Source organism: Burkholderia sp. AU28863 (genome assembly GCF_002223195.1).
GTDB classification, from domain to species: domain Bacteria; phylum Pseudomonadota; class Gammaproteobacteria; order Burkholderiales; family Burkholderiaceae; genus Burkholderia; species Burkholderia sola.
The window spans coordinates 719309-737570 of sequence record NZ_NKFE01000005.1 but is presented as its reverse complement, the minus strand read 5'-3'; the positions used below and the strand labels follow the sequence as shown (position 1 = coordinate 737570).

The window sequence follows — 18262 nt, the reverse complement described above, 5'->3', positions numbered from 1 at the left end:
GACGGCGTCGCCGCTCGGACATCCGATCGATGGTCATGACGCAATCGCGCGCGGCAGCGAGATCGCGCATTCTCCCGTGTCAGGAAAAGGGCGCTGGTTCGGCGATCGAGAAGAGGCGCCCAATTCCCGCGGACACGCTCAGATCACGCCGTTCGCCGCATGTACACACCGGGCCCGCTCGATACATGCACACAGCGCGTCGACGATCGCGTCGAGCGGTATACCCGGCCCGAACGTCGCCGCGACACCCTTCGCCTTCAGATGGCGCGCATCCGCGACGGGAAAGATGCCGCCCAACACGACCGGAATCTCGGCGCGAAGCAGCGCCAGTTCGTCGAGCAGCCCTTCGACGAGTTCCAGGTGGGCGCCCGACAACGACGAAACGCCCACGATATCCGCGCCATGCGCCTGTGCGGCAGCCGCCACGGCGGCCGGTTGCTGAAACAGCGGCAGGCGAAGGACGTCGAATCCGGCGTCCTCCAGCGCGGCTGCGACCACCGCCGCACCGCGGTCGTGTCCGTCCTGGCCGAGCTTGGCGATCACGATGCGCGGCCGGCGTCCCGCACGTTTCGCCAGCCGGCCGACGCGGCCCGCCGCCGCCCGCCATGCGGCGTCGTCACACCGATGGTCGCCGTAGACGCCCTCGCCGCCCGCATCCACCGCCGCGGCATGCCGCGGCCATACCGATTCCAGCGCGTGCGTACACTCCCCAACGGTCGCACGTGCCCGCATGCAGTCGATCGCCAATGCGAGCAGGTTTCCGCCGCCGTCGCGCGCCGCATCGGCCAGCCGCCGCAACGCCGCCTCCACCCGCACCGGATCGCGCGCGGCCTTGACGGCTGCGATTCGGCGCACCTGCCCCGCACGAACGTGACGACCGTCCATCTCGCGCGCCATGAACGCGTCCGTCGGATCGCTCGCGACGAAACGATTCACGCCGACCACGGTCCGGCGCCCGGAATCGACCTGCGCCTGCGTCTCCGCCGCGGCATGCAGCAAGCGCCGCTTCACCCAGCCGGACGCGATCGCGGCGATCACGCCGCCCTGCGCGTCGATGGCTGCCAGCTCGGCGCGCACGCGCGTCGCGATGCCGTCCGTCAGCGACTCCATCATGTATGAGCCGGCCCACGGATCGACCGTCTCGCACAGTCCCGTTTCATGCTGCAGAATCAGCTGCGTATTGCGCGCGAGGCGCGCCGCCGCCGCGGACGGCAGCGCAAGCGCTTCGTCGTACGCATTCGTGTGCAGCGACTGCGTGCCGCCGAACACCGCGGCCATCGCCTGCGCCGTCACGCGAACGATGTTGTTTTCCGGCTCCTGTGCGGTCAACGACCAGCCCGATGTCTGGCAATGCATGCGTAGCGCACACGCCCGCGGCGAACGCGCGCCGCACGCGTGTGCGATCTCCGCCCACAGCAGACGCGCCGCGCGCAGCTTGGCGATTTCCGTATAGAAATCGCTGCCGACGCCGAAGAAGAAGCTCAGCCGAGCGCAGGCTTCATCCGCGGGCATCCCGCGTGCGGCCAGCGTGCCGACGTACGCCCGCGCATTCGACAGCGTCAACGCGAGTTCGAGCACGGCATCGGCGCCGGCTTCCTGGAAGTGATATCCCGACACCGACAGCGCATTGAAGCGCGGCGCATGCCGCGCCAGCCACAGCGCGACGTCGGCGACGATCCGCATCGACGGCTCCGGCGCGAAGATCCACGTATTGCGGACCATGTACTCCTTCAGGATATCGTTCTGAATCGTCCCGCCGATCCGCCCGGGCGGCACGCCCTGCTCCTCGGCGGCCACGACGAATGCCGCCATGATCGGCAGAACCGCGCCGTTCATCGTCATCGACACGGTCGTGCGGTCGAGCGCGATGCCGTCGAACAGCCGCGCCATGTCCTCGACCGTATCGATCGCGACGCCGGCCACGCCCACATCGGCCCGCGCGTCGGCGCAATCCGAGTCGTAGCCGCGCTGCGTCGCCAGGTCGAATGCCACCGACAGCCCCTGCGCGCCCTGTTCGAGCACCGCGCGAAACGCGAGATTGGAATCCGTCGCGTCCGCGTGCCCCGTGTATTGGCGAATCGTCCATGGGCGATCGGTATACATCGACGCGTACGGCCCGCGCACATAGGGCCACGTGCCGGGCATGCCGCCGAGATGCGCGACGGCTTCGAGATCGCGCTGCGTGTAAAGTTGACGCAGCGGCACCGAGCGCGCGCCTCGATCGTTCCGCGCGACGTGCTCCGCGTCGGCGCCGGGCGCCATGATTGCCGCTTCGTTCATGCCCGGCTCCAGTGCTTTTGCGTAATGACATCGGCAATCTTCATCCCGTCGCTGTCGCGCAGGATTTCGCTCCAGTGCAGCAAGCCGCCCGCATTGGCCCGGGCACGCGCGAAATGCACGGTCAACGCATCGCCGATGTCGAGATTTCCATGAAAGTACAGTTGACGCGCCGCCAGCACCGGTGCGTGCGCGAAGCGGTAATGCTGCCATTCCGCGCGGTCGACGAAGGCCTGGAAGCTGGCGAAGTACAGCAGGTCCGCGCCGTTGAAATCCATGTTCGGGCACGGCAGGAACGACACGCTTGCGCCAACGTCCTCCGTGAAGCCGGCGAGCGCCGGCACGATCGACGCATCCCGCATCCGCAACTTCTTCGCGCACTCCGCCATCGACAGCACATCGGTCGGGACCGGTCCCGTGCGGCCGTCGACGCCGGTCATTCGCGCCTTCACCACCGAGCGGTTGCTGCCAGCGTGTTCGCGCGTCACGAACGTCGACATCATCCGCACGATTCCTGCTTCGTGGTCGCCGTATCGGATCCGCTGCTCGCTGAAATGACGAACCGGGCCGACCCGGCGAAGCGCGACATGCAGCGCGAACGTATCGTTCTCGCGAATCGCGTGACGGCGGTTCATGTCGACGCGCACCGCGACGAACGACGCATAGGCACGCCGCCCGTCGTCGTCGAAGAACTCGGGCGCGTCGCGGCCGCCATGCGCGGCCAGCGCGTCCCAGTGACGCTGCCCGCACTCCTTGAGCAGCCAGTTTTCCGCGAGCCCCGTGTGCGCGAGCTGCGGCATGCCGGCCCGATAGCGGTGGATGGCGGTATGCATCGGCGTCAGGCGGCCAGGCTGTCGGCCGAGCACCGCGCGGCTGTCATCTCGGCCCGGATCTGGTCGACGATATGGGCGGCGTCGCGCGCCACGCCGGAAAATCGCCCCGAACCCCACGTGTATAGCCAGGGCAGGCCGACGAAGTAGAGGCCGGGAACCGGCGTCACGCCGCGCCGGTGCGCGGGATAGCCGCGGCCGTTGAAGACCGGCGCATCCAGCCAGCTGAAATCCGGGGTGAAGCCGATGCACCAGATCACCGATGCGATGCCGCTGGCCGCGAGATCGAGCGCCGTGCGCTCGCCGGCCGGACGCCACACGGGTTCGTAGCGCGTCGCAGGCGGCGCGGCGATCCCGTTCTTCTCGATATGTGCGTCGATGCCGGCATTGATCCGGTTGTACGTATCGTCGGCGCTGTCGAGCCGCGCCGACAGATCCGCGGAGAATCGCAACTGCCCGCCCGCGAAATCCTCCAGCCGGCCGTACAGTTCCATCCCTTCGGCGGCAAAGCGGCGCAGATCGATGTCGCGCCCGCCGTCGCGGCCGGTCACATAGTGGTTGGTGTTGTCGCGCACGCCTTCGCGCAGCGGATGTGCATCGACCGGCATGTCGTAGTACTGCATGTCGGCCAGCCAGTCGACGACGTCCCTGCCCCGATAGAAACGGGCACAGCGAGGCGCATCGCCCACCGCGAGGAACACCTTTCGCCCGGCGAGGTGGAGGTCTTCCGCGATCTGCGCACCCGACTGTCCCGATCCGACCACGAGAACCGGTCCGTCCGGCAAGACGGATGGATTCCGGTACTCCGACGACTGGAGCTGCACGATCGATGCAGGAAGCCGCTCGGCCAGGCGCGGCACGATCGGCCGATGGTAGCCGCCCGATGCAACGACGACCCGATCCGCCGTGTACGTGCCGCGCGACGTGTCGATGCGATAGCGTCCGTGTGCGTCGCGCGTCACATGCTCGACCGCGGTATGTTCCAGCACCGGCGCATCGACGCTGCGGATGAAGCCGTCGAGATACTCGACGATCTCGTCCTTCGTCATGAAGCCGTGCGGATCGGCGCCGCGATACGGATAGCCCGGCAGCGCGCACTGCCAGTTCGGCGTCACCAGACAGAACGCGTCCCAGCGCTGCTTGCGCCACGTGTGCGTTACCGTCTCCTTTTCGAAGACGAGATGATCGATACCTGCCTGCTTCAGGTAGTAGCTGATCGACAGCCCGGCCTGCCCGCCACCGACGACGGCTACGCCGAGATGGGCATCGATATCCGGGAGGCTGGATGAAACAACGGGTTCGCTTGACATGATGTAGTCCTGAATGTGTGTTGAAGACGACAGCGGATGCCTGCGCGCCGGACGCCCTAAACGAGCTCGATGACGGTCACGGTCGCATCGCGCTGCGGCACGAATCGTTCCGCGTGCGCTTCGATTCGCGCCAGCTCGTCCATCGCGGCCGAGCATGCGAACCCGTATTTCTCGCGTACGCGATCGGATGCGATACCCAGTGCGCGCCGCGCGCGCTCGACGAAGTCGTCGAGCGCGTATTGCGTGCCGGGCGTGAAGAACTCCGACACCACGGTCGAAGGCGAATAGCAGTTGGTTTCCGACTGGTCGGGCCAACGAACCCGAAAATGCATGACCGGCATGATGCCTCCTTACTCGGCGGACGATGCTTGCGCGCGCTGCGCCAGCCCGTCCTGGTAAATGTCCAGATGCCTGCGCGCACTCGCGTCCCATGTGAAGCGGTTCAGCAGTGCAGGGACGGCATGGATGAAATCGGGAGCCCGCCGCCCCGAGAGCGCGTCGTGCAGCGCATCCGCAATCGAATCCACATCGGCGGGATCGGCCCACACGCACGCGTGCTCGTCCAGATACTCGGTAAACGGTTCGATTTCGGATACGACGACGGGCTTGCCGCACGCGAGCGCCTCGAGCACGACCAGACCGAATCCCTCGCGGATCGACACCATCGACACCACGTCGGCGCAGTGCATCAGCGCGACCAGCGCCGCATCATCAAGCGGCCCGGTCGGTACGACGGCTTCGTCGACGCCGATCCCGAGCCCGAGCGCGGCGGCGCGCGCAACGAAGCGGCGCGCGTAGGCGTCGTGATCGAGCAGGCTCGCGCCGCCCGCGATCACGAGCCGTGCGTCGGGCATCGTGCCGCGCAGCCGGACAAATGCGTCGAGCAACGCGATCGAGTTCTTCCGCTGCTCGATCCCGCCGATCGCCAGGACGACCGGCGCGCCGTGCAGGCCGAACCGCCGCCGCACCACCTGCATGTCCGCTTGGCTCGCGCGAGCGAACCGGGCGACGTCTACGCCGTTGGGCACCACGCTCGCGTCGACCCCGAACGTCTTGCGCATCGTCGCCGCCCACGCGGCGCTCACGCACAGAACCTGGTCCGCCTCGCGCCATGCTCGTTCCTGCCAGCGTTCGAGCTGCGGGTCGTCGAATACGTCGAGGTGATGCACGGTCCGTACGAATCCGCGTATTGCGCCTGACTGCCGCAGTTCGGCCAGCGCATTGCCCGTGATGCTGTCCTGGGCATGCAGAACGTCGAACCGGCCCGCATCGTGTTCCAGCAACGCGTGCCCCATCGCGGCAATTCGCGCGCGCACCACTTCCACGACGCCGCGCGGACGGCCACCGACATGCGCCAGTACGACGCGGCACGGGACATCGCGGAACATCGCGTCGCCCGGCGCAGCCGGCGCGAACACGGTGACGTCGCTTCCCGCTTCGTGGAGCGCCCTCGCGAGTTCGAGTGCGTGCACGACGCCGCCGCGCGGATTGACCGAGTGGGTCAGCAGCGCGATGCGCAACGTGTCGCCGCTCATCGCACACCTCCGACGCCGGTGATGAACGGCTCGATCCCGAAATCCCACAGCACCGCCGTTTCGCCCGCCTCTTCGACGACGACCTCGCGCGTTGCGTCGATATCGCCGATCACCGCACACGCGAGCCCGCGCGCCGCGAAGCGTTCCGCGATCGCGTCGGCATGCGCCGGCCGCGCCGCCATCAGGAACCCGTAACTCGGAAAGGCCGTCAGCCAGCGATCGAAGTCGACGCCGGGAGGCCGCGGGATCGCGTCGAGCGCGATCCGCGCACCGACGCGCGAGCATTCGACGAGCATCAGCGCCGTACCGAGCACGCCCGCCATCGAGATATCCTTCGCGGCATCGCACAACCCGTCTTCGGCCAACGCCGGCAGAATCTCGAGATCGCCGCGCAGCCTGGCCGGCGGCGCGCCGACCGACGCATTCCAGAACGGATACGGCTCCTCGAATGCGCCGCGCAAGTCGACCGCCATCATCAGGCGATCGCCCGGCCGCGCGCTGAAGCTCGACAGCAGCGCGTACGCCCGGCCCAGGATCGATACGGCCAGTTGCCCCTGCGCGCTGCGTGTGTTGCTGTGACCGCCGACGATCAGCACGCCATACGCCGACGCAGCCGCGGCCATCCCGGCAAGCACCGGCCGCGCGGTGTCGATCCCGTCGCTCCACAATGCGTCCACGACAGCGATCGGCCGCCCGCCCATCGCGTAGATGTCGCTGACATTCGCCATCACGCCGCTATATCCGGCGAACCACGGCATCGACCCGACGAAATCACCGACCATGCCCTCGATCGCAAAGAGCAGATAGCCGTCACCGTCGGGAATCGCCGCACAGTCGTCACCGAGCGCCACCGCGTGGGCGAGATCGCGTTCGCCGTTCGGCAATGCCGCCGCGAGCGATGCGACCACGCCGGAGATGTCGTGCTTGTGCTGGAAGCCGCGGCTGGCACGCAGCGCCGCGATGCGATCCCCGACACTCATGGCCGTCCCTCCGAGCGCAGGACGAAACCCTCGAACGGCGTACCGCACGGCGGATAGTGCGCAAGCTGGGCCTGCATCAGTTGATGGGGGCGGCCAAATAACGTTTCCTCGCCGAGTGCATCCCAGTGAAGCCGACGAAACAGCGGCACGTTCTGCGCTTGCACATGCGCGACGAAGGTGTCGCAACCTTCGGCATGCGCGCTGCTGACGGCCAGCGCGATCAGCATCGAGCCGATCCTGCCCTGTCGGCGGAACGCCGGATGCACCGCGAGCCGCGACCCCATCCAGGCGCCGGGCGCGGTTTCATGAATCCGCACCGTGCCGACCACCTGCTCCGGCAGGCCGGCGCAGCCACTGACCGCGACCAGCAATTGCGCTTGACGATCGATATCGTCGCGATCGTCGCCGACGAAAATCCCCTGCTCGATGCAGAATACGGCCCGGCGCAGCTTGTACGCCTCGTCGATTTCCCACGGAAGCTCCGCCCATTTGATCCGGTACTCGGCAGGCCGGTACGTGTCGCGGCTGTCGGCCAACCCCATCTCTACGCAGTACATGGTCAGGCCTCGTAGGTCGACAGCGACGAGCAGGCGCCGCACTTGCCGCACCCGGCCTTGATGTCGGCGGAACGCATGCCGGCGTCGCGCAACATGGCGCCGAGCGGCGCGAGCACCGCGCGCATGAAGTCCGGCGACGGCGCAGGATGGCTCTCCAGCGGCGTGCCGCTGATCGGAACGAACGGCACGACGAACGGATACACGCCCAGGTCGATCAGTTCGCGCGACATGTCCAGGATCGCCGCCTCGCTGTCCCCCAGCCCCGCGAGGATGTAGGTGCTGACCTGTCCGCGGCCGAACACGGCGACGGCCGCGCGGAATGCCGCCCTGTACCGGGACAACGGCACGCTCGCCTTGCCCGGCATGATCCGTTCGCGCACGGCCGGCGTCACGGCTTCCAGATGCATGCCCAGCGTATCGATCCCGCTTGCCTTCATCCGATCGAACCAGCCGTCGTCGTCGGGCGGCTCGCACTGCGCCTGGATCGGCAGATCGACGGCCGCCTTGATCGCGAACGCGCTTTCGCACAGCACGCGGGCGCCGCGATCCGGCGTCGGCGGCGTGCCGGTCGTCAGGACCATGTGCTTGACGCCGTCGAGCAGCACCGCCGCGCGCGCCACCTCCGCGAGTTGTTCCGGCGTCTTGCGTGCGATCGTCCGGCCGGCGGCCAGCGACTGGCCGATCGAGCAGAACTGGCAGGTCTTGCGCCGGCTCTCGTAGCGAATGCAGGTCTGCAACACCGTGGTCGCCAGCACGTCGGCGCCATGCAGCGTCGCGATGTGCGAATACGGCACGCCCTCCAGCGTCTGCAATGCATAGAAGCGCGGGTTCGACGGAAAGCTGATGCTCGCGATCGGGATGGCGCCGCGCGAGAGCAGGCTGACGCCCGCCGCGTCGGGCTCCGCCGCGACGAACGGCGATTCCCACGCGGTGCTCGTGTGGACCGGCACCATGATGGTCACGCCGTCGACCGTCACGGCCTTGTGATCGGATGGCCCCGCGCCGCCGCGCCGGCTCGCCGCGCCCACCCGAGGGTCCGCGAGGCGCAGCCCGACCGACTGCAGTTCAGTCATCAATTGCCGGCTCTGCACCGACGGTTTCGCGTTCGCGCTCATGGCAGTTTCCCTCGAAGTCGCGTGCGGCCGAAGCGCCGGTCCCCATCGGGGTCACCGTCGTCGCCGGCCGATCGTTGATGGCAAGGCTCAGCAGTTCCGGACGGGCATAGTGGCCGACCGAATCCATCATGCGCTTGCGTTTGGTGATCAGCGACATGTCCATGTCGGCGATCACCATCCCTTCGCCCGAGCGCAACGGCTCGGCCAGATGCTGGCCCTCCGGAGACACGATCGCGGTATTGCAGCCGCCGCGCAGGGCTTTCTGCAGATTCGGATCGCCGGTGATCGACTCGATCTGGGCATCCGTCAGCCAACCGGTCGCATTGACGACGAAGCAGCCCGATTCCAGCGCGTGGTGACGAATCGTGACTTCGATCTGTTCCGCGAAGATCGGGCCCACCAGCGATCCGGGGAACTGGCTGCAGTGAATTTCCTCGTGCTGCGTCATCAGCGCATACCGCGCGAGCGGGTTGTAGTGCTCCCAGCAGGCGAGCGCACCGACCCGTCCGACGCCGGTCTGCGCAACCTTGAGCCCGGCCGCGTCGCCCTGCCCCCAGATCATTCGCTCGTGAAACGTCGGCGTGATCTTGCGGCGCTTCACCGCGAGTCGTCCGTCGACGTCGAAGATCAGCTGCGTGTTATACAGGCTGCCGTGATCGCGCTCGTTCACGCCGAGCACGATCGCCATCCCGTGCAGCCGCGCGCGCTCGGCGACCGCTTGCGTCACGGGGCCGGGCACCGCGACGGCCTGCTCGTAGAGCCGCATGTGATCGGCGCCGGACGCGACCGGCGCCCGCACGAACGAGAAGTACGGGTAGTACGGCACGAACGTTTCGGGGAAGACGATCAGCTGGACGCCCTTGCCGGCGGCCTCGTCGATCGCCGCACAGACCTTGTCGAGCGTCGCGCCGGCGCGTTCCAGATCGGGAGCGATCTGGACGGCTGCCGCACGGACGATGCGTTTGTCGGACATGATGGCACCCGTCGCTCGATCAAACGGTCCAGGTGTGGATGATCAGCGCGTTCTCCTTGCGGTGAAGCAGCTGGATATCCAGCACGTCGAGCGGATTGATCGGCCGGATGCCCTCGATCAGCGACGCTTCGCCGTGCCCGTATAGCGCCTGCAGCGCGAAGCGGCACGCGTAGACCTTCCCACCCTCTTCCATGAACTTGACGAGTTGCTTGTTGAAGTTCAGATGGCCGGGAAATGCCTCGTCGCCGAGCGTCGGAAACCCGCGCTGCAGGCCAAGCGTCACGCCGGGGCCGTAGAGCAGCACCGACGTGTCGAACCCTTTGCGTTGCAGGCGTGTCGCCTGCAGCAGGTTCACGAAGCCGATCGATCCCTCGAACGCAACCGTGTGGAACGTCACGAGCGCCTTCTCGCCCGGTTCCGCCTTGACGTCTTCGAACACTTTTTCCTCGTAATCGACGAGGAAATCTCCTTTCTTGTGCAGAGGCTGATTGACTGCGGGCATGGCACGCTCCGTTTGGAAATGAGTTGAACGATGTTCCCGAACGCTTTCGAATCCGGGCGAACTCATTCACGCAACGCATATGCCAACGGGCTCCAAGCCGATGCGATCACTCTCCAATCATTCAATCGATCAATACCGATGCCGTCGGTCCGATCCTTGCGTGACCGGATCGGTCTCGGACGGAAAACGACGGGCCAGCGCGCCGCCGCGCACCGGACTGATGCAGCAGAAAGCGGCTCGTGCGCATCGAGCGTGCATCGATGCATCGATCCGATACACGATGCGATCAATGCAATCAGCCGGCTGAGAAATACCGATATCGATATTTTTTGATTAATGCGTGATGCTAACGTTTCGATTAACCGTCAAATGGAATCGGGTATGGACTACGCAATCCATCATTGGTCCAAGCGGCTATTGGAAAGCAGGAAACCGGCGTACCTGCTGATCCCCGACCTCATCGAGGAAGATCTCGCCGCGGGCCGTCTGAAGCCACGCGACCGCCTGCCCGGGTTGCGCGATCTCGCCGGTGCGCTGAACCTCAACTACACCACGGTGGCCCGCGCGTATGCGGAAGCGCGTCGACGCGGCCTGCTCGATACGCGCGCGGGAAGCGGCACGTTCGTGCGCGGCCCGACGCGAACGATTCCACTGTCGGGAGGGAGCAGCATCGAGATGTCGATGAACATGCCGCCCGAGCCGCCCGAGATGGCCAGGCGACTACAACAATCGGCGGCGGCATGGATCGATGGCGCCGATCCTTACCAGCTCATGCGATACCAGGATTTCGGCGGCACCCCGGCGGATCGCGCCGCCGGCCGCGCGTGGCTGGCCAATCGCCTGCCGGGCTGCAGTGGCGATACCGTGCTCGTCTGCCCGGGCATCCACAGCGCGCTCGTCGCGCTCGTCTCCACGCTTGCGCGCCGCGGCGACGCAATCTGCCTCGATTCGCTCGCTTACCCGGGCATCAAGGCAATCGCATCGCAGCTGGGCGTACAGTTGCAGCCGCTGCCACGGGACGACGACGGTCCGTTGCCGCACGCATTCGAATCGCTCTGCAAAAGCGGACGACCAGCCGCGCTGTACTGCAACCCTACTCTGCAGAACCCGAGCACGCTCACGATACCGTTCAGACGCCGCGAAGCCCTGGCCGATGTCGCACTGCGCTACAACGTGCCCATCATCGAGGACGACGCGTATGCGATGCTGCCGCAGAGCGCGCCGCCGCCGCTGGCGTTGCTGGCGCCCGAACTGACCTACTACGTGACCGGCATGTCGAAGAACTTCGGCGCCGGGTTGCGCATCGCTTACCTGCTGGCGCCGACGGTGCGTGAAGCGCAGCGTATCGCCGGCGCATTGCGCGCCACCACCGTGATGCCGAGCCCGTTCACGATGCTGCTGTCGACCCAATGGATCAACGACGGCACCGCGAGCGAGATGCTGGCCGCGATTCGATCGGAGGCACATGCACGGCAGGCCATCGCGGGCCGGATTCTCGGCGCATGGCCGTTCGATGCCCACCCCGACGGTTTCCATCTCTGGTTGCCGATTCCGCGCGAGTGCCTATGGACCGCACCGGACCTGGCGCAGCATCTGCGGAGTCGAAGCGTCGCCGCCGTGGCGAGCGCGGCATTTTCGACGGACGGCGACCCGCCGGCGGCGATCCGTATCTGCCTCGGCGGGCCGCAGGACCGTGAGCAGTGCCGCGACGGCCTGGAACTCGTCGCGGATGCACTGACCGACGCGCATCATCTTTACGGTGCCGCGATGTAGCGGCCGGTGCCGCGTCGAAGACAAACGAACGCCCCGGTTCGCCCTCGCGCTCGATCCGCAACCGTCAGAACGTGTGTCGAATGCCGATCCGCGCCGCGGTCTGAAAACTCGTGCTGGACGGCGATCCGAGCGCAGCTTCGATTTGAGCGCCGTGTGCATGATCATGCGCGAGCGCGCCAACGAAATAAACGTCCGTTCGCTTGGAAATGAAGTATTGCGTCACCTGACGGGATCTTTGCGCAAGGCAGGGCAACGCCTGTCTTGAGGGCCGTGAACCACGCATGCCCGCGAGCCGCTCCGCGTATCGATCGAGCATTTCACAGCGGTTCCGATGGAAGCGACTGCAGCGTCGAAGCAGCAGCCTCGACGTCCGCTCGAACGCTAGCGCGCTCACTGCCCACGTCTTCGGAAGCAGTCCGTACGATATGACGATATGCGGTCGGCGAATGGCCGGACCTGCGCTTGAACGCGTTACTGAATGCGCTTTCGGACGAATAACCGAGCGACTGGGCAAGCAGAGCCACTGGAATGTTCTCGTCGCGCAAACGGCGCTCCGCCACGCGCATGCGCCACTCGCCAAGATAGGCCAACGGCGCGACACCGGCGCTCGCCCTGAAGTGAGAAGCGAACGTGGTCCGCGACATCGCACACGCGGCGGCAAGCTCATCCAGATGCCATGAACGTGCGGGATCGCCGTGCATCAGTCGCAATGCGGGGGCGATGCGCGGGTTGCCGAACGCGCGCAGCCATCCCGTCAAGGACGCGGACGTTTTCAGATGTGCACGGAGTATCTGAATGAAGAGCAGCTGGGAAAGCTGGGCCGATACGAGTTGCGCGCCAGGCAGATCGGCCGCGCGCTCTTCCACGAGTTGCTCGAGAAGCCAGCGAACCTTCACGGCCTGCGGCGATACGGCCGGCACGTGAATCCATGGCGGCAGAACGTCCGACAGCAAGCTGCCCGTTACTGGATCGAGCAGTACGTGCCCGCCGATCTGCGCGAAGTCGTCGCCGTCGCCCAGTTTCACCGCCGACCTGCCGGCGCCCGAGAACAACGCCATCGCGTCGACGGGCGGAACGCAAGGATCGCTCGCGAGGACGAAGGACCGCTTTGCCGTCAGCAACCCGACGTCACCACTTCCAAAGCGGATGGGCGTTTCTTCTCCGTCGATAGAAACCCAGCACACGCCCTTCACCACCGCAAAGAACTTGATCTTGTCGGGTGCCGGAAATCGAACGGCCCAAGCGCCGCCGGCGGAAAAGCCTCCCGTCGCCAGCGATTCGGCGCTCGTGAGCCTCAGGATGTCGGAGAAAGGGTCGTCACTCATGATCGTACTGTCGCGCAAGTAAATCGCACTATAGAGCATTAACAAGCCGCCGGCCGGGCCTTAACCTTCCGGTTCCTCGTCCCGGACACTCAACGACATGAACAGCAATACCAGCCTCGAATCGGTTCTCGTAACGGGCGGCAGCGGCTTCATTGCGCAACACTGCATCCTGGCGCTGCTCGATCGCGGCTATCGGGTGCGCACCACCGTTCGCTCGCTCGCACGCGAGACGCAGGTGCGCGCGCAGCTCGAAAGAGGCGGCGCAAAACCCGGCGAGCGCCTGTCATTCGTCGAGGCGGATCTCCTCGCCGACGACGGCTGGCAACAGGCAACTGCCGGCTGCACCTACGTCGTGCACGGCGCGTCGCCCACGCCCACCGGCACGCAGACGAGCGAAGACGATTGGGTCAAGCCTGCCGTGGCAGGCACGCTGCGCGTGCTGCGTGCGGCGCGGGACGCGGGTGTAAAGCGCGTCGTGCTGACCTCCGCTTTCGGGGCGATCTGCGCCGGACACGGGCCAATGAGCCGCCCCTTCGACGAGACCGACTGGAGCAACCTGACGGCCGCCGATGTCTGGCCTTATCAGAAGTCGAAGACGTTGTCGGAACGCGCGGCCTGGGATTTCATTGCGCGAGAAGGACGCGGCATGCAACTGTCCGTGATCAATCCGGTGACGGTTCTCGGGCCTGTGCTCGGCGACGACTATTCGCACTCCATCCGCCTGATCAGGGGCATGCTGAACGGCCAGCCCGGCAATCCGCGCATCAATTCCGGCTTCGTCGACGTGCGCGATCTCGCCGACCTGCATGCGCGCGCCATGACCCACGACGCCGCGAACGGAGAGCGCTTCATTGCCATTGCCGGCGAAAGCATGTGGCTCGCCGAAGTCGCGCAGGTGCTCAAGGCGCGCATGGGGGATGCCGCGCGCCATGTGTCCACCCGGGTGCTGCCCGACTGGCTCGTGCGCATCGGCGCGCTGAAGGATCCCGCGCTGCGAGGATCGCTGCCGCTGCTCGGCCGCAATCTGAACGCCACCAGTCAGAAAGCCATCAGCTTGCTCGGCTGGTCGCCGCGCCCGCGCGAGGACGCCATTGTCGCCACGGCCGAAAGCCTCGTGCACCTCGGGCTGCTGCGCGATGCCGGCCGGCGATAGCATCCGCACAACCACCGCTCCCGCCGCTGCCATTTTGTTCCGGCCTGCCGATCGAGGGCCCTGCGCCCCGAAAGCACCGCCAGCCCGGCGACGGTTTTGCTCACCTCTCCTACGGAGGCTCCATGCCTGACACCACCACCGCCCGTCTTGCCGCACTCGGACTGGTTCTTCCGCCCCCCATCGCACCGCTCGGCTCGTATCGGACCGTATCGATCGCGGGCAACCACGTACACGTGTCGGGCCTCGGGCCGTTCGAGAACGGCAAGCCTGTGACGGGCATCGTCGGAGAAGACATGAGCATCGAGCGCGCTCAAGCCTGCGCACGGCTGACGATGCTGATGATTCTGGCTTGCCTCGACGAACGGTGCGGACTCGATCGCGTCAGGCGTTGCATACGGTTGACCGTGTACGTTCGCGCGTCGGCTTCGTTCACTCGGCATCCGCAGGTGGCGAACGGTGCGAGCGACGTACTGCTGGACCTGTTCGGCACGGACTTGTTGCCTGCCCGCAGCGCGATCGGCGTGCACACGCTGCCCATGGGCATTCCGGTTGAAATCGACAGCGTATTCGAGTTGCACGGCGAAGCAGGCCGTGATTAGTTCGCCCGGTCCCGTCGCGCCGGGCATGGCGTCAGCGTGTCGACGCGAGTTTCAAGGTTCAGTGGAATCTATCCGCGCCCGATCGCGGGCGCGGCGAGCAGCGCCTGGGCGGTGCGCGTGGCCATCGGGTCGTCGGATTTGTACGCCGCCGCGTAGGCATAGGTACGCCACGATGCATCGCCAAGCGCATAAAGACATACGGCCGCGAGCGCCATGCCGCGCGACGACAGCGTGCCATCGCGCTCCACCCGGCGCAATTCGCTCAGCGCCTCGCCCCAGGCGCGTGCACGCACATGCCACCAGGCCAGCACCTCGCGCATTTCGCCGTTCCCGGGACGCAGCACCGCCATCGCGTCGAGCAGGTCCTGGACGTCCGAAAACGTATCCAGCGCCGCACCGGCCCACAGCACGTCCATCATCCCCGTAACGATCGCGTTGTCGCTCAACGTCTCGATCATGTGCTTCTCCAAGCTTTTTCAGCCAATCGCCATCGGCGCACGCATCATTGCGCCCGCTCGCGCATTCAGCGCGTTTCACTTGCCGCCCGCGAGCGCCCTCGCCTCGGCCGCGATGCCCACGAGCGACAGCTGATCGCGTACCTGATCGATGAAAATCGCCGCCATCAAGGCGAGCATCAGAATCGTGAGCGCGCCTTTCACGGGCTGCGCCAGCGACGGCAGATCGAGCTTTTGCGACACCTTCCCGGTAAAGCCGAAGCCGATATCGATCAGCAGCAGCATCAGCATCATCGGCGTGGCCAGCTTCGCCACCGTTTCCATCAGCGAGTCGGTCTTCAGCAACACGAACGATTCGAGTACCGATCCCCCGGCCGGCGTGAGGTTCGCAAGCGGCCACCAGGTATACGATTCGTAGATCGCACCGAGCAGAAACGTCATGCCGCCCAGACACCAGAACGCCGCGATCGCGAACTGGCTCAGCAGCGTGGAAGTCAGCGACGTCTGCTGCCCCTGGCTCGGGTTCTGCATCTGCAGCTGATTGAAACCGGTCAGATCGTCGACGTACGTGCCGACGCTTTCGGCGGCCCAGAACACCGTCGACGCCGCGAAGCCGAGGCCGACGCCGATCAGCGCCTCCTTCAACCCGATGCCCACGAGCATCGTCGCATCCCCCTGCTCGAGCAGGCCGCGTTGCCCGTAGGCGATGAAGCTGCCCCACAGCAGCGCCAGCGCGGTGCGCACGCGGCCTTGCACGACGTTGTCGGACGTCGGCGGAAAAATCATCATCAGGACCATCAATCGTTCGCTGCAAAGGCCGAGCACAATCAGAAACCTGACCAGTTGATGGCTCGATTCGATCGATGCGAAGGTAATCTCGCTCATTTCAGTCGCCTGTCGTCCAATGGATGCGCGGCTTGCGGGCGCGCTTGCCGCTTCAAAACGCCGGGCTGGGCCGGCGGCTCTCCGATGTTTCCTCGTCCTGCGCGTCCTCGATCGCGAGCTCGATTGCCTTGACGAGCGTGTCGCGCCGCTTGCCGTAGATGTCGATGCGGGCACGGTTGCGCAGAATCTCGGTGCGCAGCGCACCGATCTGCGCCTCCTTCGCCGCCAGCGCCTGTCCGGCCTGCGCCGCCCGGGCCTCGAGCATCGCGTGCTGCTCGGCCGCGTGCGAGCGGAATTCGCGCAGCTTCAGATACTCGTCTGCCCGGAACGACACGCTGCCCAGCATCGCGTCGATCTTGCCGTCGTGCGCGGCAAGCTCGGCCGCATGCGCGTGCACCGCCGCGCGGCTTTCCTCCAACGCGTCCGTGAGCGCCTGCAGCTCGCCGCGCAAACCGCCGAGCGCCGCATTGAGCTTGCGATCGAGCTGGCGGCGACGCGAGAGCACGCGCTCGAACGCGGCAACACGGCGGTCTTTCATCGCTCGCCTCCAGTATCAGGACTGCACGATCTCGCCGAGGGCCGCGAGCGTGTCGCTCGGGTCGACGAGCAGATCGGTCGGTTGGCCGAGGAAAGCCCGAATCGCGTCGATCTTTGCAATGGCTTCGTCGGCAAGCGCATCGGTGCCGCTCTGATACTCGCCCACCTGCAGCAGCAATTCGACCTCCTTGTGCTTGGCCATCAGCCGCCGCACGTGTCCCGCCGCCGCCACGTGCTCGCGCGGCACCACCTGCGTCATCACGCGCGACAGACTGCCGAGCACGTCGATCGCCGGATAGCGGTTCTGTGCCGCGATCTCGCGCGAAAGAATCATGTGACCGTCGAGAATGCCCCGTACCTCCTCGGCGATCGGGTCGCCGCCCGATTCGTCCTCGGCCAGCACGGTATAAAGGGCGGTGATCGAGCCGTGCTCCGAGCGTCCCGCGCGCTCCAGCAGCCGCGGCAGCTCCGCGAAGATCGACGGTGGAAAGCCGCGCCGCGTCGGCGGCTCGCCCATCGCCAGGCCGATTTCGCGCTGCGCGCGCGCAAAGCGCGTCAGCGAATCCATCATCAGCAGCACACGCATGCCGCGGTCGCGGAAGTATTCGGCCACCGCCGTTGCCGCATAAGCGGCCTTCGCGCGCTCGATCGACGAGCGGTCCGATGTCGCGCAGACGACGACCGAGCGGGCCATCCCGTCGGGCCCGAGAATGTGCTCGCAGAATTCGCGCACTTCGCGGCCGCGCTCCCCGATCAACGCGATCACGTTGACGTCGCAGCGCGCCCCGCGCGCGAACATGCCCATCAACGTACTCTTGCCGACGCCGGCCGGCGCGAAGATGCCCATGCGCTGCCCCTCGGCCAGCGTCATCATGCCATCGACGACGCGCACGCCCGTCGGCATCGGGGTATCGACGACGGGCCGCGACATCGGATCGGGCGGATCGGCGATGACGGGCTGCCATTCGTCGCATTCGAGCGGCCCCTTGCCGTCGATCGGCTCGCCCAGGCTGTCGATCACGCGGCCGAGCAGGCGGGGGCCGATGCGCAGCGAAAGCGGACGCCGGAGTCCCACCACGCGTGTCGCCCGCGACACGCTGCCGAGCCGGCCGAACGGCGAGAGCAGCGCGACGTCGCGCGAGAAGCCGACTACCTCGGCACGCTGCAGCAAGGCGCCTTCGGGCGAGCGCAGCTCGCATAGCTCGCCGAGCGTCGCGTCGAGCCCCGATACGCGTACGAGCGTGCCGATCACTTCCTGCACCTTGCCGCATGCCGCGGGTTGTGCGCGGGCGCGCAGTTCGCGCTCCATCGCATCCATCAGCGCCGAGAAGCCGCGTACGGCCCGCGGCTGCGCGATGCGCACCCCGCTCGCTTCGTCGGTTCCGAAACCGTCCGCGCTGTCGATCATGGCGCTCCCTTCCTGGTCATGTCTTCTTCCACGTGCGGCGCGAAGGCC

19 protein-coding genes are annotated in these 18262 nt (G+C 66.7%); 4 read left to right on the top strand and 15 right to left on the bottom strand.

All coding sequences use genetic code 11. The features are described 5' to 3' along the window. Positions 1 to 138: 138 nt before the first annotated feature. Genes scpA through CFB81_RS19775 form a run of 10 tightly spaced genes read right to left on the bottom strand, consistent with a single transcriptional unit; the run spans position 139 to position 10079 of the window. Positions 139 to 2280 carry a methylmalonyl-CoA mutase gene (scpA, locus tag CFB81_RS19820; protein ID WP_089436251.1) on the bottom strand — a complete coding sequence of 714 codons (2142 nt, stop codon included), beginning with the start codon at positions 2278 to 2280 and terminating at the stop codon, positions 139 to 141. Continuing rightward, entirely contained in the window at positions 2277 to 3110 is an 834-nt protein-coding gene (locus CFB81_RS19815; RefSeq protein ID WP_089437073.1) for a Pnap_2097 family protein, read from the bottom strand. The genes scpA and CFB81_RS19815 overlap by 4 nt, the downstream gene beginning before the upstream one ends. A 5-nt stretch (positions 3111 to 3115) precedes the next feature. After that, entirely contained in the window at positions 3116 to 4417 is a 1302-nt protein-coding gene (locus CFB81_RS19810; protein WP_089436250.1) for an MSMEG_0569 family flavin-dependent oxidoreductase, read from the bottom strand. 56 nt (positions 4418 to 4473) lie between these two features. Then, a complete protein-coding gene (locus CFB81_RS19805; RefSeq protein ID WP_069618397.1) occupies positions 4474 to 4758 on the bottom strand; it encodes an MSMEG_0570 family nitrogen starvation response protein in 285 nt (94 codons plus the stop codon). A 9-nt stretch (positions 4759 to 4767) separates the two neighbouring features. Beyond that, positions 4768 to 5952 (bottom strand): MSMEG_0565 family glycosyltransferase, encoded by a 1185-nt coding sequence (locus tag CFB81_RS19800; RefSeq protein WP_089436249.1) that lies wholly within the window; start codon positions 5950 to 5952, stop codon positions 4768 to 4770. Further along, a complete protein-coding gene (locus tag CFB81_RS19795; RefSeq protein WP_089436248.1) occupies positions 5949 to 6932 on the bottom strand; it encodes a sll0787 family AIR synthase-like protein in 984 nt (327 codons plus the stop codon). Before CFB81_RS19795 ends, CFB81_RS19800 begins: the two co-directional genes overlap by 4 nt. Continuing rightward, the gene (locus tag CFB81_RS19790) at positions 6929 to 7474 is read right to left on the bottom strand and encodes an MSMEG_0567/Sll0786 family nitrogen starvation N-acetyltransferase (protein WP_249190522.1); all 546 of its coding nucleotides are present in this window, start codon (positions 7472 to 7474) and stop codon (positions 6929 to 6931) included. Before CFB81_RS19790 ends, CFB81_RS19795 begins: the two co-directional genes overlap by 4 nt. 17 nt (positions 7475 to 7491) lie before the next feature. Then, positions 7492 to 8562, bottom strand: a complete 1071-nt coding sequence (locus tag CFB81_RS19785) for an MSMEG_0568 family radical SAM protein (RefSeq protein WP_069618653.1) — start codon at positions 8560 to 8562, stop codon at positions 7492 to 7494. Further along, the gene (locus tag CFB81_RS19780; protein WP_089436247.1) at positions 8555 to 9577 is read right to left on the bottom strand and encodes a Nit6803 family nitrilase; all 1023 of its coding nucleotides are present in this window, start codon (positions 9575 to 9577) and stop codon (positions 8555 to 8557) included. The genes CFB81_RS19785 and CFB81_RS19780 overlap by 8 nt, the downstream gene beginning before the upstream one ends. 19 nt (positions 9578 to 9596) lie before the next feature. Continuing rightward, on the bottom strand, positions 9597 to 10079 hold the full coding sequence (locus tag CFB81_RS19775) for an MSMEG_0572/Sll0783 family nitrogen starvation response protein (RefSeq protein ID WP_046424759.1): 483 nt from the start codon (positions 10077 to 10079) through the stop codon (positions 9597 to 9599). 30 nt (positions 10080 to 10109) lie between these two features. Here CFB81_RS19775 and CFB81_RS36190 point away from each other — a divergent pair, with 30 nt between their 5' ends. Together CFB81_RS36190 and CFB81_RS19770 are read left to right on the top strand one after the other, a co-directional pair. Then, positions 10110 to 10412 (top strand): hypothetical protein, encoded by a 303-nt coding sequence (locus tag CFB81_RS36190; RefSeq protein WP_179236012.1) that lies wholly within the window; start codon positions 10110 to 10112, stop codon positions 10410 to 10412. A gap of 48 nt (positions 10413 to 10460) precedes the next feature. Continuing rightward, positions 10461 to 11852 (top strand): PLP-dependent aminotransferase family protein, encoded by a 1392-nt coding sequence (locus CFB81_RS19770; protein WP_069618402.1) that lies wholly within the window; start codon positions 10461 to 10463, stop codon positions 11850 to 11852. A gap of 317 nt (positions 11853 to 12169) precedes the next feature. Here the strand turns inward: CFB81_RS19770 and CFB81_RS19765 are convergent, their stop codons facing one another. Beyond that, positions 12170 to 13216 carry an AraC family transcriptional regulator gene (locus CFB81_RS19765; RefSeq protein ID WP_089436246.1) on the bottom strand — a complete coding sequence of 349 codons (1047 nt, stop codon included), beginning with the start codon at positions 13214 to 13216 and terminating at the stop codon, positions 12170 to 12172. A gap of 58 nt (positions 13217 to 13274) precedes the next feature. Between CFB81_RS19765 and CFB81_RS19760 the strand changes: the two genes are divergently transcribed. Continuing rightward, the gene (locus CFB81_RS19760; protein WP_089436245.1) at positions 13275 to 14330 is read left to right on the top strand and encodes an aldehyde reductase; all 1056 of its coding nucleotides are present in this window, start codon (positions 13275 to 13277) and stop codon (positions 14328 to 14330) included. 122 nt (positions 14331 to 14452) lie between these two features. Further along, a complete protein-coding gene (locus CFB81_RS19755) occupies positions 14453 to 14929 on the top strand; it encodes a RidA family protein (RefSeq protein WP_089436244.1) in 477 nt (158 codons plus the stop codon). A gap of 68 nt (positions 14930 to 14997) precedes the next feature. Here the strand turns inward: CFB81_RS19755 and CFB81_RS19750 are convergent, their stop codons facing one another. From CFB81_RS19750 to sctN, 4 genes are all read right to left on the bottom strand, one after another. Further along, on the bottom strand, positions 14998 to 15387 hold the full coding sequence (locus tag CFB81_RS19750) for an HrpB1 family type III secretion system apparatus protein (protein WP_069618654.1): 390 nt from the start codon (positions 15385 to 15387) through the stop codon (positions 14998 to 15000). A 75-nt stretch (positions 15388 to 15462) separates the two neighbouring features. After that, positions 15463 to 16269 (bottom strand): type III secretion system export apparatus subunit SctT, encoded by an 807-nt coding sequence (gene sctT / locus CFB81_RS19745; protein ID WP_089436243.1) that lies wholly within the window; start codon positions 16267 to 16269, stop codon positions 15463 to 15465. Positions 16270 to 16321: 52 nt separating this feature from the next. Continuing rightward, a complete protein-coding gene (locus CFB81_RS19740) occupies positions 16322 to 16807 on the bottom strand; it encodes a type III secretion system protein (RefSeq protein ID WP_069618407.1) in 486 nt (161 codons plus the stop codon). A 15-nt stretch (positions 16808 to 16822) separates the two neighbouring features. Next, complete coding sequence (sctN, locus tag CFB81_RS19735; protein WP_089436242.1) at positions 16823 to 18214, bottom strand: type III secretion system ATPase SctN; 1392 nt, start codon at positions 18212 to 18214, stop codon at positions 16823 to 16825. Positions 18215 to 18262 lie beyond the last annotated feature (48 nt).